Genomic DNA, 14,615 nt, shown 5'->3' on the forward strand with positions numbered 1-14,615 from the left:
GGGTGCTCATCGGGATGCGTCACCTGCCGCGGCCGGGCGCTGCGCGGCCAGCGCCTTGCGCCGTGCCGCCACGGCGGCTTCCGGCACCGGCGCGGCGCGGTTGCCCCAGCTGCCGCGGATAAAGGTCAGCACATTGGCCAGTTCCTGGTCGTCCAGCGTCCAGCCATAGCCGGGCATGTGGTAATCCGCTGGCGCGGTGCCCACGCGCGCGGTCACGGCGCCGTCGAGCAGCAGGTTCACCAGCGAGGCCGGGTCGGGATCGGCGACGGTCGGGTTGCCGGCCAGCGGCGGGAACACGCGGGCAAAGCCTTTGCCGTCGGCGGCATGGCAAGGCATGCAGAACACCGCGTACTGGCGCGCACCGGGCACATCGAAGCGGCCCTGCTGCAGTTGCTGCACGGTGGCGGCATCGTGCCGGAACGGCTTGTCGTCGCCGCGCGCACCGGGCAGGGATTTCAGGTAGGCGGCCACGGCATCGAGGTCTGGCGCGCTCATGTACTGGGTGGCGGTGGAGATCACCGTGGACATCGGCCCGAACGAGGTCGCGTGCCCGTTGCGCCCGGTACGCAGGAACTCGGCGATATCCGCGCGCGACCACGCGCCCAGTCCGGTGACCTGGTCGCCGGTCAGGTTGGTCGCGGACCAGCCCTCCACGCTCGCCCCGGACAGGAAATGGCGGCTGCGCTCGTCCAGCCCCTTCTCGGCCAACAAGTTGCCGCGCGGCGTATGGCAGGCGCCGCAGTGCGCCACCGCCTGCACCAGGTAGGCACCGCGGTTCCAGGCTTCGCCGCGCGCGGGGTCGGTGCGGACCGGGCCGTCATCGAGGAACAGGGCGTTCCACGCGGCCAGCAGGCTGCGCATGCTGAACGGCCAACGCATCTGCGGCGCGGGGTTGCGCCGGGTGACCGGCGCCACCTCGGCACGCAGGTAGGCGTACAGCGCCGCCACGTCCTCGGCGCGCATGCGCGCGTACGAGGGATACGGCATCGCCGGATAGAGCCGCTTGCCGTCGCGCGCCACGCCATGCCGCAAGGCGCGGTCGAACTCGGCCAGCGTATAGGCGCCGATGCCGCTGCCGGCATCGGGCGTGATATTGGTCGAATGGATCGTGCCGACCGCGGTGCGGATCGGCAGCCCGCCGGCGAATGGCTTGCCGCCTTCGCTGGTATGGCAGGCGGCGCAGTTGGCGATGCGCGCCAGGTAGCGGCCGCGTTCGATCTGTTGCGTGTCGGTGGCGGCCAGCGCCATGCCCGCGGGCAGCAGCGCCAGCGTCAGGCAGGCCAGCTTGCGCAGCGCGCGGGATGTGGCGATACCAAGTCCTTGGGGCAGGAGAAGCATGAGAGCAGGTTCAGGTCAGGCAGCCGACACCGCCCAGTTTGCCGCCAGCACCAGGCACACCACCAGCCCGGCGGCCACGGCCACGCCGGTCAGGATCAGCGGCACCGGGCGCAAGGTGTCCAGGTCGCGCTGGTGCTCCTGCCCCTGGCGCAGGCCAAAGAAGCCCCACAACACGGTCCGCAACAGCCTCAACGGGTTCATGGCATCTCCTTGCACAACGCCTTTGTGTACGAGAACCGATTATGGGCCGTCCGCGCCAGCCATAACAGCATCAGATAACAGGAAAATTTACGTATCAGTTTGCCTGCCCGGGAGATAATGCGCTCACCCGCCCCGCCCCCCGCCAACCCGCCATGAAACGCTACGAAGCCCTCGCCGAGACCCTGGCCGCCGATATCCGCAACGGCAGCCTGCCGCCGGGCACGCGCCTGCCGTCGATCCGCAAGACCGTAGCCCAGTATGGCGTCAGCCCCTCGACCGCGTTCCAGGCCTATTACCGGCTGGAAGAGCGCGGGCTGGTGCGGGCGCGCGAGCGCTCCGGCTATTACGTGGCGGGACCGGCGCGGCGCGAGCTGCCCCAGCCGCAGGCGCGGCCGTCGCGCCAGGTGTCGACGCAGGTCGACATCTCCAAGCTGGTGTTCGCCGTGCTGGAAGGCGCGCGTGACCGCGAACTGGTGCAGTTCGGCTCGGCCTTTCCCTCGCCCGAGCTGTTCCCGTGGGAGCGGCTGGGCAAGTCGCTGGCGCGCGCCGGCCGCGCGCTCGATCCGTGGTACTCGGTCAACGACCTGCCGCCGGGCAATACCGCGCTGCGCCGCCAGATCGCGCTGCGCTACCTGGGCGCGGGCGCGCCGCAGCCGGCCGAGGACCTGGTCGTCACCAACGGCGCGCTCGAGGCGCTCAACCTGTGCCTGATGGCGGTGACGCAGCCGGGCGACGTGGTGGCGATCGAATCGCCCGGCTTCTATGCCTCCCTGCAGGCGCTGGAGCGGCTGCGGCTCAAGGCCGTCGAGATCCCGGTCGACCCCGCCGAAGGCATCGACCTGGGCGCGCTCGACACCGCACTGTCACGGCACCCGGTCAAGGCGTGCTGGTTCATGACGCAGTTCCAGAATCCGCTCGGCGCCAGCATGTCGGAAGACAAGAAGAAAGCGCTGGTGGCCTTGCTGGCGCGCCACCAGGTGCCGCTGATTGAGGACGATGTCTATGGCGAGCTCTACTTCGGCAACCGCTGCCCGCTGCCGGCCAAGGCCTTCGATACGCAGGGGCTGGTGATGCACTGCAGTTCGTTCTCGAAGACACTGGCGCCGGGCTTCCGCATCGGCTGGGTGGCGCCGGGCCGCTTTGGCGAGGCCATCCAGCGGCTCAAGCTGATGACCACGCTGTCAGCCGGCGTGCCCACGCAGGTGGCGCTGGCCGAATACCTGCAGCACGGCGGCTACGACAAGCACCTGCGCAAGCTGCGCCATATGCTGGAGACGCAGCAGGGCCGCATGATCGATGCCATCGGCCAGCATTTCCCGGAAGATGTGCGCGTGTCCCGGCCGGAGGGCGGGTATTTCCTGTGGGTCGAATTTGCGCCCGGCTTCGATGCATTGGCATTGCACCATGCCGCACTGGAAGCCGGCATCGGCATAGCGCCGGGTCCGATCTTTTCTGCGCGGCAGGGTTACCGCAACTGCATCCGGCTCAACTACGGGCACCTGTGGAGCGACGAGGCCGAGGCTGCTGTCGCCACCCTCGGCCGGCTCATCGCGCAGCAGCAATCCAGCTAGTCGCGATGGCGGCGCAGCGCCCACTCCAGTGCCTCGAATGCGACTTGCACCACCAGGGCCAGCACGGCCGCCGGGATCGCGCCGGCCAGCAGCAGCGCGGTGTCATTGAGCGCCAGCCCGGTGGCAATGCGCTCGCCAAAGCCCCCCGCCCCGACAAAGGCTGCGATGGTCGCCGTGCCCACGCTGATGATGGCCGCCGTCTTGACGCCGGCCAGCAGCACTGGCAAGGCCAGCGGCAGCTCCACATAGCGCAATACCTGGCCGCCCCGCAGCCCGAGCGCCCGCGCCGCATCGCGCATGCCCTGCGGCACCTGCTCCAGCCCGGTCGCGGTATTGCGCACGATCGGCAGCAAGGCATAGAGAAACAGCGCCACCATGGCCGGCCAGACGCCGATGCGGCCCAGCAGCGGGATCAGCATCGCCAGTAGCGCCAGCGACGGCACCGTCTGCAGCACGTTGACCACGCCCAGCACAGCCTGGCCGGTGCGGCGCCGCCGCGCCGCCAGCATCCCCAGCGGCACGCCGACCAGCGTGGCCGCACCGACCGCGCCCGCCACCAGGCCGACATGACGCCGCGCCAGGCGCGTGGTGTCGGGCCCGAACAGCGCGGCAAACAGCCGGCCGCGCGGTTCGGCACCGACATGCGTTGCCGTTTGCCCTGCAGTGCCGGCCAGGAACGCGCGCGCGATCGCGTCGAATGACTGGCCATCGATCTCCGCCGCAGCATTCATGGCAATCATGTCGTCGGCATTGACGCGCCCGGCCAGCCGCTCCAATGCCTGCCAGGCCTGCGGGAAGCGCTGCGGTACGTCGAGGCGGTAGACCACGACCGCGTCGTAGCGCGGGAAGTAGTGCCTGTCGTCTTCCAGCACGCGCAGCTTGTACTTGCGGATCTTGGCGTCGGTGGAATAGATGTCGATGGCATCGACCTGCCCTGCGGCCAAGGCCTCATAGGCGACGCCGTGGTCCAGGCCGACCGGGCGTTGCGGCAGCCCGTAGCGGCTGGCCAGCCCCGGCCAGCCGTCGGCGCGCCCGAGAAACTCATGGGACAGGCCAAGCCTGAATTGCGGCTGTGCCGCCAGGTCGCCCAGCCGGCGCAGATTGCCGGCGCGGGCATCGGAGACGGCCAGCGCATAGGTGTTCTCGAAACCAAGCGGAATCGCGGCGCCCAGGCCCATCGGCGCCAGCGCGCGCCGGATGGCGTCGAGCCCGGCGCCGGGCGGCAGCTTCAGGATCTCCGCGGCCAGCGTGCCGGTGTAGTCCGGATAGAGGTCGATGCTGCCGGCCTTCAGCGCCTCGAAAACGATGGCGGTATTGCCCAGCCCTGGCTGGTGTTGCGCCGTGCCGGGCGGCCCCGCGGCCTGGGTCAGCAGCTCGCCAAGGATGTATGACTCGGTGAAGCGCTTGGAGCCGACGCGCAGCGGGTCGGCCGCGCGCGCCGGCATGATGCCCGCGAGTGCCGCGGCCAGCACCCAGGCCCATGCATGCCACAGCGTGCGCCCTGCACTCCCTTTCTGGCGACTGCCACGGATCCAAGCCAAAGCGTCTGTCCCGATGGTGGGCCGGTGTGCGCCCGGCATCGCTACATCATAGCTGCCGCATGTCCTTATCCAGAAATAGTATTTGCCATATGCATGCTTAAGGCTTCAAAATCCAGATTACACATACATAGCCCCCAGCGCCCGCCCCCATGGAAATCCGGCAACTGGAAGCCTTCGCCGCGGTGGTCACCACCGGCAGCGTCACCGCTGCGGGGCGGCTGCTCGGCCGCTCGCAGCCGGCCATTACGCGGCTGATCCAGGAACTGGAGGCCGAGCTAGGCTTTGCCCTCTTCACCCGCAGCGGCCCGCGCGTCAGCCCGACCGAGCAAGGCTTCCTGCTCTACGACGAAGTGGAGCAGACACTGGCCGGCATGCAACAGATCCGCACACGCGCCGCGGCGCTGGCGCGCGGCGATGGCCGGCCCTTGCGCATTGCCGCAACCCCGGCGCTGGCGGCCGGCCTGCTGCCGCCGGCACTGGCGCTGGCCTTCGAGCGCGGGCTGTGCGCGCCCGAGCGCGTGGCCGTGCAAAGCATCTCCCCGGAACAGGTGGTGCACGCGGTGCTGACCGGCGCTGCCGATATCGGCCTGAACAGCCTGCCGCTGGAACACCGCGGCGTGACCGTGCACTGGATCGGGCAGTCCGCCTGCGTGGCGGCCGTGCGCGCCGACGACCCGCTGGCTGTACAGCCGGCCATCGCGCTGCAGGACTGCCGCGGACGCCGCATCGTCACCATGCAGAACCCGTATCGGCTGCGGCGCCGTGTCGATCGGGCACTGGCCAGCGCCGGTGTGCCGGAGGCTGGCGTGATCGACACCAACACCTCGATCAGCGCGCTCACCCTGGTGCGCGCCGGGCTGGGCATCGCCGTGCTGGAACCCGTGACCGCGCGCGGGCTGCCGCTGACCGATATCGCCGTGCGGCCCATCGATGCCGATATTCCCTTCTACTTCGGCGTGATCACGCCGCAGGCAAGGCCGGCCAGCACAGCGGTGCTGGGGCTGGTGCAGGCCGTGGCCGATGCCGCCGCGGGGCTGCTGCCCGACCTGGTCCGGCGCGAGCCCGCCGAACATGGCGCGCTGCTGCAATCGCTCTATGGGGATGCCGGCGATGCCGGCGACGACAACGACAAGCTCACACAAGACGCCGGACTCCCAAGCCATGACTGACCTCTCCTCTCCCACCCCCACGGGCCTGGCCGCGCTCGAAGCGCGTTTGCGCCAGGACCTGTCCTGGCTGGAACTGCCCGCCAGGGCCTGGACCGTGCCGCGCATCCAGGACGGCCAGGAAGTCCTCGACGTGGCCGTCATCGGCGGCGGCATGGCCGGGCTGGCTGCTTGCGCCACGCTGACGCAGCTCGGCATCCGCGTGCGGGCCTTCGACCGTGCACCGGCGGGCCTTGAAGGGCCCTGGGCCACCACCGCGCGCATGGAAACCCTGCGTTCGCCCAAGCAACTGACCGGCCCCGCGCTGGGCATGCCGGCGCTGACCTTCCGCGCCTGGTTCGAAGCGCAATTCGGCGAAGCCGCCTGGGAGGCGCTGGACAAGATCCCCCGGCTGCAATGGATGGACTACCTGCGCTGGTACCGCCAGGTGCTGGCGCTGGATATCCGCAACGACCACCAGATCGATGCCATCGTGCCGCGCCCGGACGGGCTGGTGGCGCTGTCGATGCAGACCCCGGACGGCCCGCGGACTGTGCTGGCCCGCCGCGTGGTGCTGGCCACCGGCCGCGATGGCCTGGGCGGTGCCTATGTGCCGCCGATGGCGGCCCACCTGCCGCGCCACCTGTGGGCGCATTCGTCCGACGAGATGGACTACGCCTTGCTGCGCGGCAAGCGCGTGGGCGTGGTCGGTGCGGGCGCATCGGCCATGGACAGCGCGGCAACCGCGCTGGAAGCCGGCGCCGCCAGCGTGGAAATGTTGATCCGCCGCGCCGACATCCCGCGCGTCAACAAGGGCAAGGGCGCGGGCAGTCCCGGCCTGGTCCACGGCCATCCCATGCTGTCCGATGAATGGAAATGGCGCATCCGCCATTACATCAACGCGCAGCAGGTGCCGCCCCCGCGCGGCAGCACCTTGCGGGTCTCGCGCCATGCCAATGCGCGCTTCCACCTGGGCTGTCCGATCGAAGCGATCGAAGCGATCGAGCCGCATGGCGACGGCCTGCGCGTGCTGACGCCCAAAGGCGTGTTCGAGCTGGACTTCCTGGTGTTCTCCACCGGTTTCCGCATCGCACTGCAAACCCGGCCCGAGTTCGCCGCCTTCGCCGCGCAGGTCCGCTACTGGCGCGACCGCTACAAGCCCCGCCCCGGCCAGGAAGACCAGGAGCTGGCCGACTCGCCAGACCTGGGCCCTGCGTTCGAGTTCATCGAGAAGACGCCCGGCGCCTGCCCCGGGCTGTCGCGCATCCACTGCTTCTGCTATCCGGCCGCGCTGTCGCACGGCACGGTGTCGGGCGACATCCCGGCCATCAGCGACGGCGCGCGCCGGCTGGGCCAGGGCATTGCCGGGCTGCTGTACCAGGAAGACGTGGAGATCCACTACGCCAACCTGGAAGCCTATGCCGAGCCCGAAGTGTTCGGCGACGAATGGACGCCGGCGCCATGAGAACCCTGAGGGGCGCCCTCACCCGCTGGCCCTGGCGCTGGCTGCTGCGCCGCCTGTTGCAGGCCGCCGTGGTGGTGCTGGTGATGACGGTAATCGTCTTCGCCGGCCTGCACGCCATCGGCAATCCGGTCGACATCCTGATCGGCCAGGACGTTGACCAGGTCGACCGCGCCCGCATCATCGCCGCGCTGGGGCTGGACCAGCCGTTGTGGCGCCAGTACCTGGGCTTTCTCAACGGTGCGCTGCACGGCAACCTGGGCAACAGCTTCGTCTACAACGTGCCGGCGATCCAGCTGATCCTGCAGCGGCTGCCGGCCACGCTGGAACTGGCGGTGGCGGCACTGCTGCTGGCCGTGTTGGTGGGCGTGCCGCTCGGGCTGTTCGCCGGGCTGTATCCCGAGCATCCGCTGTCGCGCGTGCTGATGACCGGCAGCATCGTCGGCTTCTCGCTGCCCACGTTCTGGGTCGGCCTGATGCTGATCATGGCCTTCAGCGTGCGGCTGGGCTGGCTGCCCTCGGGCGGGCGCGGCGCCACCGCGGAATGGCTGGGCGTGCCCTGGTCCTGGCTGACCGCCGACGGACTGCGCCACATGATCCTGCCGGCCATCAACCTGTCCTTGTTCAAGGTCTCGCTGGTGCTGCGCCTGACGCGCGCCGGCGTGCGCGAGGTGCTGCCGCAGGACTGGGTCAGGTTCGCGCGCGCCAAGGGCCTGTCGCCGCTGCGCGTGGTGCTTGGCCACGTGCTGCGCAACACCATGATCCCGCTGGTGACGGTGCTGGGCCTGGAGTTCGGCTCCACCATCGCCTTCGCGGTGGTGACCGAGAACATCTTCGCCTGGCCCGGCGCGGGCAAGCTGATCCTGGACAGCATCAACGCGCTGGACCGGCCGGTGATTGTCTCCTACCTGGTGGTCGTGGTGTGCCTGTTCGTCACGCTTAACCTGATCGTCGACGTGCTCTACAAACTGCTCGATCCGCGCGTGCGGCTGGAGGGCGCGGCATGAACGCCAGCGACAAGCCAACTGCCATCCCGGCCGCAGAGTTTGTCCCGTCCGCGGCGCCAGCGTTGCGGCGCGAATCGCCGTGGCGCCGCCTGGTGGCCGATTTCCTCGCCTCGCGCACCGCCGTGTTCGGGCTGGCGGTGCTCGTGCTGCTGGTGCTTGCCGCACTGCTGGCGCCGTGGATCACGCCGCAGAACCCCTATGACCTGCTGCAACTGGACGTGATGGACGCGCGCCTGGCGCCCGGCAGCGCCAGCGGTGCCGGCACCTACAGCTACTGGCTCGGCACCGACGGGCAAGGCCGCGACATCCTGTCAGGCATCCTCTACGGCCTGCGCATCAGTCTGGTGGTGGGGGTCGGCTCGGCAGCGCTGGCCGGCGTGCTCGGCACCCTGCTGGGGCTGCTCGCGGCCTATGCCGGCGGGCGCGTGGACAGCCTGATCATGCGCACCGTGGACCTGCTCCTGTCGTTCCCGTCCATCCTGGTGGCGATGATGATCCTGGCCTTCCTGGGCAAGGGCGTGGGCAACGTGGTGCTGACGCTGGTGATCCTGGAGTGGGCCTACTACGCCCGCACGGCGCGCGCCCAGGCGCTGGTGGAAAGCCGGCGCGAATACGTGGAAGCCGCGCGCGGCCAGGGTATCGCGCACTGGCGCATCGTGGTCGGGCACATCCTGCCCAACTGCATGCCGCCGCTGATCGTGATCGGCTCGCTGCAGGTGGCGCGCGCGATCACGCTGGAGGCCACGCTGTCCTTTCTAGGCCTGGGCGTGCCGGTGACCGAGCCCTCGCTCGGCCTGCTGATCGCCAATGGCTATCAGTTCATGCTGTCCGACGAGTACTGGATCAGCTTCTTCCCGGGCATCGCACTGCTGCTGACCGTGGTGGCCATCAACCTGGTGGGCGACCGCCTGCGCGACGTCCTCAACCCGAGGCTGCAGAAATGAGCGCGCGCACCACGCCATCGGCTGCCCCCACGCTGGAAGTGCGCCACCTGCGCACCCACTTTGACACCCGCAACGGCGCGCTGCGGGCGGTGGACGATGTCTCGTTCACCGTGGCCCGCGGCCGCATCCTGGGGCTGGTGGGTGAATCCGGTTCGGGCAAGTCGGTCACCGGTTTCTCGATCATGGGGCTGGTGGATGCGCCGGGGCGCGTCGCCGGTGGCGAGATCCTGTTCCAGGGCCGCGAGCTGACCCGCATGCGCCCGGCCGAGTTGCGCCAGCTGCAGGGCAACCGCATCGCCATGATCTTCCAGGATCCGATGATGACGCTGAACCCGGTGATGCGGATCGACGCGCAGATGATCGAGGCGGTGCGCGCGCACGGCAAGGCCAGCCACCGGCAGGCGCGCGAGCTGGCCCGCGACACGCTGGGCATGATGGGCATCCCGAGCCCGGACGAACGGCTGCTGGCCTACCCGCACCAGCTCTCCGGCGGCATGCGCCAGCGCGTGGCCATTGCCATCGCCATGCTGCACCGGCCCGACCTGATCATTGCCGACGAGCCCACCACGGCGCTGGACGTCACCATCCAGGCGCAGATCCTCTCGGAAGTGCAGGCGCTGGCACGCCAGCACGGCACTGCGCTGATCTGGATCACGCACGACCTGTCCGTGGTGGCGGGCCTCGCCGATGAAGTGGCGGTCATGTACGCCGGCCGCATCGTCGAGCAAGGCCCCGTCGACGACGTGCTGGACCACCCGCTGCACCCTTACACCACCGGCCTGATTGCCAGCCTGCCGAGCCTGAACCAGCGCGGCCAGCGCCTGCGGCAGATTCCCGGCATGACGCCCGACCTGGCCGCGCTGCCGCCCGGATGCGCGTTTGCCGCGCGCTGCCCGCGCGCCAGCGCCGCGTGTGCCGAAGCGCCCGCCATCAGCACCCCCGCGCCGCTGCGCCAGGTGCGCTGCTTCCACCCCGGCCAGCTGGCCGCCAGCATGGAGCCGGCATGACCGTCAGCGAACTCGAACTGCATCCCGCCCAGGCGGGCCACGCGCAATCGGTGCCTTCGGCAGCAAGCGGCAGGCCGCCGCTGGTGTCAGCGCGCGCGCTGGCCAAGCGCTTCGGCGAGCGCAAGCCGGGGCGCATCGGCCAGGCGCTGGAACGCCTGGGCTGGTCCGAACCCGCGCGCATCACCCACGCCGTGGATGGCGTGGACCTGGAACTGAAGCACGGCGAAGTGCTCGGGCTGGTGGGCGAGTCCGGCTGTGGCAAGTCCACCCTGGGGCGCATGATCGCAGGCCTGCTCGACCCGTCCGCCGGCGAGATCCGCATCGACGGGCGCAGTCCCGCCAGCCTGGACCGCGCCGCGCGGCAGGCGCTGCGGCTGAAAATCCAGATGGTGTTCCAGGACCCCTACGCCAGCCTGAACCCGCGCCTGCGCGTGGACCGCATCGTTGGCGAGGGCGCGCGCCTGCAAGGGCTGGTGGATGCGGCCGGCTTCGACGACTACGTCAGCGCGCAGCTGCAGCGTGCCGGACTGGACCCAAGGCTGCGCCAGCGCTACCCGCACCAGTTCAGCGGCGGCCAGCGCCAGCGCATCGGCATCGCCCGCGCGCTGGCGGTACAGCCGGAACTGCTGGTATGCGACGAGGCAGTGGCGGCGCTGGACGTCTCGATCCAGGCCCAGGTGCTGAACCTGTTCATGGACCTGCGCGAGCAGCTCGGCCTGAGCTACCTGTTCATCAGCCACGACCTGGGCGTGGTCGAACATATCTCCGACCGCGTGATGATCATGTACCTGGGCCGCGTGGTGGAGAGCGCGCCGACCACCGAGATCTTCCGCCGCCCCAACCACCCGTACACGCAGGCGCTGCTCGCTGAAATCCCGCGCCTGGACGCACGCCACAAGACCTTCACCGCGATCCGCGGCGAGATCCCCAGCCCGCTGGCGCCGCCGGCCGGCTGTCATTTCCACCCGCGCTGCCCGCACGCGATGCCGCGCTGCGCGGTGGAGGTGCCCAGGCTGCGCGGCATCGCCGTCAACCATTTGAGCGCCTGCCATCTCAACGATGGCTGACGCCGTATTGCCCTCTTTTTGCCCCGCCCATTCCAGAAACCGCCCCGAGGAATCGCCCCATGAAACGCTCGCTGTCCTTCTCCTTGCGCGCCACCGTGGCCGCCGTGCTTTGCGCCGGCGCGACAGTGGCATCCGCGCAGTCACTGACGATCGGCTTTGCCGACCCGCTGTCGTCGCTGGACCCCCAGCTGAACAACCACGCCGGTGACCGCTCGGTGGACCTGCACTTCTGGGACCTGCTGGTCGAAAACAAGGACAACAAGCTGCAGCCTGGGCTGGCGCTCTCATGGAAGGCCCTGGACGACAAGACCTGGGAGTTCAAGCTGCGCCGCGACGTCAAGTGGCAGGACGGCAAGCCCTTCACCGCCGAGGACGTGGTCTTCTCCTACCAGCGCGCACGCAACGTGCCGGGCAGCGTGGCTTCGTTCTCGGGCTACCTGCGCACCATCGAATCGGCCACTGCAAAAGACCCGTACACGCTGCTGGTCAAGACCACCATCGCCAACCCCGACCTGCCGCTGAACCTGGCCTCGGTGCATATTGTCAGCAAGCACGTGGGCGACAAGGCCAGCACCGAGGACTACGACGCGGGCCGCGCAGTGGTAGGGACCGGCCCCTACAAGTTGGTCTCGTACACGCCGGGCGACCGCGTGATGATGGTGCGCAACGACGGCTACTGGGGCGGCAAGCCGACCTGGCAACAGGTCAATTACCGCTACATCAACAACGGCCCGGCGCGCACGGCGGCGCTGCTGTCCGGCGACGTGGACGTGATCGACAAGGTCTCGGTGTCTGACCTTGCCAAGCTCAAGCAATCGCCCGGCGTCAGCGTGTTCCCCTACAACGGCCTGCGCGTGATGCTGCTGCAGCCGAGCTTCAAGCCGGGTCCCAACCCCAACATCACCGACAACGCCGGCAAGCCGCTGGACAAGAACCCGCTGCTTGACGTGCGCGTGCGCCGCGCGCTGTCGCTGGCCATCAACCGCGAGGCCGTGGTGGGCCGCATCTTGCAGAACACCGCCACCGTAGCCAATCAGTGGATGCCCAAGGGGACGTTTGGCTACAACCCCGAGGTCAAGGACATTGCCTATGACCCCGCCCAGGCCAAGAAGCTGCTGGCGGAGGCCGGTTTTCCCGACGGTTTCAAGCTGACCATCCATGCCCCTAACGACCGCTACCCGCAGGGGCCGGAAACGGCGCAGGCCGTGGCGCAGTTCTGGACCCGCGTGGGCGTGAAGACCCAGGTGGAGGTGGTGCCCTGGTCGGTCTACTCCGGCCGCGCCAACAAGAACGAGTACGCGGTCAGCATGCTGGCCTGGGGCAACGGCACCGGCGAGGCCAGCTATGCGCTGGTCAACGTGCTGGCCACCGTGGACGCGAAGAAAGGCCTTGGCGCCTCCAACTGGGGCCATTACAGCAACCCGGCCGTGGACCGCGCGCTGGAGGAATCCACCGCCGAGTTCGACATAGGCAAGCGCGAAGCCATCCTGCGCCGCTCGGTCAGGCTGGTGTCCGATGACGTGGGCGTGCTGCCGCTATACCACTACCAGAACATCTGGGCGGCGAAGAAGGGCCTGAAGGTAGCGCCGATGACCAGCGACCGCACCGCCGCCATGATGGTGACGCGCACGGGCAAGTGAGCATGGCCACGATGACCGCCCCCACCCTTGCCGTCACTCCTGCGGATGCGCTCATCGACGTGCCGCGCCGGATCGCCATCACCGGGCTGCAACCCGGCGAGACCGTGGCCGTGAGCACGCGCACCGTGCGCGGCCGCGACGTCGCCTGGGCCAGCCAGGCCGAGTTCATTGCCGCCAGCGACGGCAGCGTGGACCTGGAGCGTGACGCGCCGGTGCGCGGCAGCTACAGCGGCGTGGCGCCGATGGGCCTGCTATGGGCGCAACGCCCGGTGGCATCGGACAGCCGCGAACTGTTCCATGCGGATGCCACCCGGCCGCTGGTGACCGGGATCACCGTCAGCGCCGCCGGCGGCGAAGCGCGCGGCGAGCTGGTGCAGCGGCTGGCCACGCCAGGCGTGGTGCGCGAGGACATCCGCGCGGACGGGCTGGTCGGCACGCTCTACCGCCCGCCAAGCCCCGGCCCGCATCCGGCGGTGATGGTGCTCAACGGCTCCGGCGGCGGCATCAACGAACCGCGCGCCGCGCTTTATGCCTCGCATGGCTATGCCGCACTGGCGCTAGGCTACTTCAAGGCGCCGGGCCTGTCGGACTACATTTCCAACACGCCGCTGGAATACTTCGAGCGCGGCCTGCAATGGATGCATCGCGAACTGCAACCCGCGCACGGCTTCATCGCGCTGTCCGGGCAGTCGCGCGGCGGCGAACTGGTGCTGCTGCTGGGCGCGACCTTTCCCGCGCTGGTGTCGGCGGTGGTCGGCTACGTGCCGGGCGCGGTGGTGCATAGCGCGCAGAATGCCGCCGACCCGGCCATCGGCCGCGAGGGTGCGGCCTGGCTGCACCAGGGCAAGCCGCTGCCACATGTGTGGGAGAACAACCCCGACGCCAGCTGGGCGCCGTTCGATGAAGGCCCGGCGCCACACCGGCACGAGCGCGCCATCCTGACCGCGCTGAAGAATGCCGACGCCGTGGCGCGCGCCCGCATCCGGGTGGAGCAAATCCGCGGGCCGGTAATGCTGCTGTCCGGCACCGACGACGGCTCATGGCCGTCCAGCCTGTATTCGCGCATGGTCGCCGACAAGCTGGCCGATGCCGGCCATCCGTATCCGGTCGAGCACCTCGACTTCGAAGACGCCGGCCATGCCATCCTGTTCCCCTACGTGCCGACCACGCAGGCGGTCTACGCGCATCCGGTGTCCCGCCGTATCAGCACCACGGGTGGCACGCCCGCGGCCAATGCCGGTGCCGACGAGGTGTCCTGGCGCGGCGTACGCGCATTCCTGGCGCGGGCCGTGACCGCGCGCCAGCAGGCCGCCGGGGACTGAAGCTCACGGCCGAGCCAACACGACAACACACCCTTCGACACTCCGGGAGTCCTCGCATGACCCAAGCCAACGCTGCCGCCACCGACGTGGTGGATCAAGTCGCCGGCCTAGGAGACTGTCGGATTTTCGGGATCCCCGGTCGTCCGGCGGGACGGGNTGGGCGTTAATAAATTAACAAGTTTCTGAGAGAGTCCATAGGTGAGTCGCTTCGTGCCCGTTGATCGTCAGACCGACTATCTGTTGCCGCCGTCAGTGGAGGACTGGTTGCCCGAAGGTCATCTGGCGCGGTTCGTGGTGGAAGTCATCGAGCAGATGGACCTGTCGGAGCTGAGCGGGGCGTACGCGGGTCGCGGCATGGCGGCGCATCACC

Annotated in this window: 12 protein-coding genes and 1 pseudogene; 10 read left to right on the forward strand and 3 right to left on the reverse strand. The window is 69.5% G+C overall.

Annotated features, from left to right (window positions below):
- Window positions 1-6 precede the first annotated feature (6 nt).
- Together A3A5_RS0113415 and A3A5_RS0113420 are read right to left on the reverse strand one after the other, a co-directional pair.
- Window positions 7-1,338 (reverse strand): cytochrome c, encoded by a 1,332-nt coding sequence (locus A3A5_RS0113415; protein ID WP_018311086.1) that lies wholly within the window; start codon window positions 1,336-1,338, stop codon window positions 7-9.
- 15 nt (window positions 1,339-1,353) lie between these two features.
- Window positions 1,354-1,539 carry a DUF2970 domain-containing protein gene (locus tag A3A5_RS0113420; RefSeq protein ID WP_010811552.1) on the reverse strand — a complete coding sequence of 62 codons (186 nt, stop codon included), beginning with the start codon at window positions 1,537-1,539 and terminating at the stop codon, window positions 1,354-1,356.
- A 152-nt stretch (window positions 1,540-1,691) separates the two neighbouring features.
- Here A3A5_RS0113420 and A3A5_RS0113425 point away from each other — a divergent pair, with 152 nt between their 5' ends.
- Window positions 1,692-3,110 carry a PLP-dependent aminotransferase family protein gene (locus A3A5_RS0113425; protein ID WP_018311087.1) on the forward strand — a complete coding sequence of 473 codons (1,419 nt, stop codon included), beginning with the start codon at window positions 1,692-1,694 and terminating at the stop codon, window positions 3,108-3,110.
- On the opposite strand, the gene A3A5_RS0113430 is transcribed toward A3A5_RS0113425, so the two are convergent.
- Window positions 3,107-4,555, reverse strand: coding sequence for a glycine betaine ABC transporter substrate-binding protein (locus A3A5_RS0113430; protein ID WP_232431340.1), 1,449 nt, complete (start codon window positions 4,553-4,555; stop codon window positions 3,107-3,109). The two genes, A3A5_RS0113425 and A3A5_RS0113430, sit on opposite strands and share 4 nt — an antisense overlap.
- A gap of 245 nt (window positions 4,556-4,800) precedes the next feature.
- On the opposite strand from A3A5_RS0113430, the gene A3A5_RS0113435 reads away from it, so the two are divergent.
- From A3A5_RS0113435 to A3A5_RS43300, 9 genes and pseudogenes are all read left to right on the forward strand, one after another.
- Window positions 4,801-5,820: a LysR family transcriptional regulator gene (locus tag A3A5_RS0113435; protein WP_018311089.1), complete on the forward strand. Its 1,020-nt coding sequence runs from the start codon at window positions 4,801-4,803 to the stop codon at window positions 5,818-5,820.
- Entirely contained in the window at window positions 5,813-7,261 is a 1,449-nt protein-coding gene (locus A3A5_RS0113440; RefSeq protein WP_018311090.1) for an FAD/NAD(P)-binding protein, read from the forward strand. The genes A3A5_RS0113435 and A3A5_RS0113440 overlap by 8 nt, the downstream gene beginning before the upstream one ends.
- Window positions 7,258-8,265, forward strand: a complete 1,008-nt coding sequence (locus tag A3A5_RS0113445; protein WP_051108521.1) for an ABC transporter permease — start codon at window positions 7,258-7,260, stop codon at window positions 8,263-8,265. Before A3A5_RS0113440 ends, A3A5_RS0113445 begins: the two co-directional genes overlap by 4 nt.
- Entirely contained in the window at window positions 8,262-9,209 is a 948-nt protein-coding gene (locus A3A5_RS0113450) for an ABC transporter permease (protein WP_018311092.1), read from the forward strand. The genes A3A5_RS0113445 and A3A5_RS0113450 overlap by 4 nt, the downstream gene beginning before the upstream one ends.
- The gene (locus A3A5_RS0113455; RefSeq protein WP_018311093.1) at window positions 9,206-10,216 is read left to right on the forward strand and encodes an ABC transporter ATP-binding protein; all 1,011 of its coding nucleotides are present in this window, start codon (window positions 9,206-9,208) and stop codon (window positions 10,214-10,216) included. The genes A3A5_RS0113450 and A3A5_RS0113455 overlap by 4 nt, the downstream gene beginning before the upstream one ends.
- Window positions 10,213-11,283 carry an ABC transporter ATP-binding protein gene (locus A3A5_RS0113460; RefSeq protein ID WP_018311094.1) on the forward strand — a complete coding sequence of 357 codons (1,071 nt, stop codon included), beginning with the start codon at window positions 10,213-10,215 and terminating at the stop codon, window positions 11,281-11,283. Before A3A5_RS0113455 ends, A3A5_RS0113460 begins: the two co-directional genes overlap by 4 nt.
- A gap of 59 nt (window positions 11,284-11,342) precedes the next feature.
- Complete coding sequence (locus A3A5_RS0113465) at window positions 11,343-12,923, forward strand: ABC transporter substrate-binding protein (RefSeq protein WP_018311095.1); 1,581 nt, start codon at window positions 11,343-11,345, stop codon at window positions 12,921-12,923.
- A gap of 11 nt (window positions 12,924-12,934) precedes the next feature.
- Entirely contained in the window at window positions 12,935-14,245 is a 1,311-nt protein-coding gene (locus A3A5_RS0113470) for an acyl-CoA thioesterase/bile acid-CoA:amino acid N-acyltransferase family protein (RefSeq protein ID WP_035812549.1), read from the forward strand.
- A 198-nt stretch (window positions 14,246-14,443) separates the two neighbouring features.
- A pseudogene (locus A3A5_RS43300) lies at window positions 14,444-14,615 on the forward strand (IS5/IS1182 family transposase); the annotation flags it as partial.

Origin of the sequence: Cupriavidus sp. UYPR2.512 (genome assembly GCF_000379565.1) — a bacterium.
GTDB lineage: Bacteria > Pseudomonadota > Gammaproteobacteria > Burkholderiales > Burkholderiaceae > Cupriavidus.